Here is a 933-nt window from a genome sequence, read left to right as displayed (position 1 = left end):
CATCAGACGGCGCGCAGCGATGGCCCTTCGGCCGGCGCCGAAGCTCAGCCCGAGCCGGAGGCCGCCGAAGCCGAGACCGAGGACGCCGAGACGGACGGCGACGAGGCCGAGACGGAAAAGCCGGCCGCCGAAGAGGTCTGAGGCCCCTCCCCCCGTCGTCGGCCCGCGCGGCATGCCGGCCAAGCGGGGATGCCTGGGCTTCAGGGTCGCGGCGTCTCGGCCGCCGCCCTCGCTTCGGCGGCCATGACCACGAGGACCTTGCGCAAGGCGCCCATGTCGCGGACCGTGTCCGGGAACGTCACCCGCGCGGTCCGGTCGCCGGCCAGCAGGTCCATGCCCTCCGGGTCGAGCCCGGTGAGGCGCCACGCGGCCGTTCCCTCCGAGGCCGCGTAGAGCGCCAGCGCGTCGGCGTGGTCGGCGTTCATGTGCTCGATCGCGCCGCACTCGCCGGCCACGATCGCCTCCGCGCCGGCGAGATCCAGAAGCAGCTCGGCCCGTGTCAGCGTCGCCGCCTTGGCGAAGCCGCCGTTGAGGTGGCCCGCCGTCGGCGCGATCGCGAAGAACCCGAAATCGGGGAAGTCGGCGTAGAGCGCGGCCTTCGGGTGCCGGGCGAGGAAGCGGGCCCGCGCGCGCGGCTCGTCGGTCCGCACGCCCCGCCCGACGACGGTCAGCCGCGGGTGGGCGAGCGGATCGCCCTTGCCGCCGGCCGAGAAGAGCAGCGAGCAGCGCGGGTCGGCGAGCAGGTTGCGGGTGTGGGCCGAGAGCTGCGACAGCAGCATCAGCGGCGTGCCGTCGACGTCGGTGGCGATGGTCACCAGCGAGGCGAACGGCGTGCCGTCGGCATCGAGGGTCGCCAGCGCGCCGGAGCGGATGCCGCGCAGCAGGCGCCGCGACAGGCCGATCGCGTCGAACGGGGCCTGCGCCGCCGGAAGC

1 protein-coding gene is annotated in these 933 nt (G+C 75.3%); it reads right to left on the bottom strand.

Translation table 11 applies throughout. The annotated features are described in order from the left end of the window. Positions 1 to 200 precede the first annotated feature (200 nt). Positions 201 to 933: DUF2470 domain-containing protein (locus FV223_RS28620; RefSeq protein WP_147729995.1), on the bottom strand; the 733-nt coding region annotated here is incomplete at its 5' end.

Source organism: Methylobacterium sp. WL116 (assembly GCF_008039455.1).
GTDB lineage: Bacteria > Pseudomonadota > Alphaproteobacteria > Rhizobiales > Beijerinckiaceae > Methylobacterium.
Note: the sequence above shows the minus strand (reverse complement) of the source record. Positions and strands in the feature narration are given on the sequence as shown.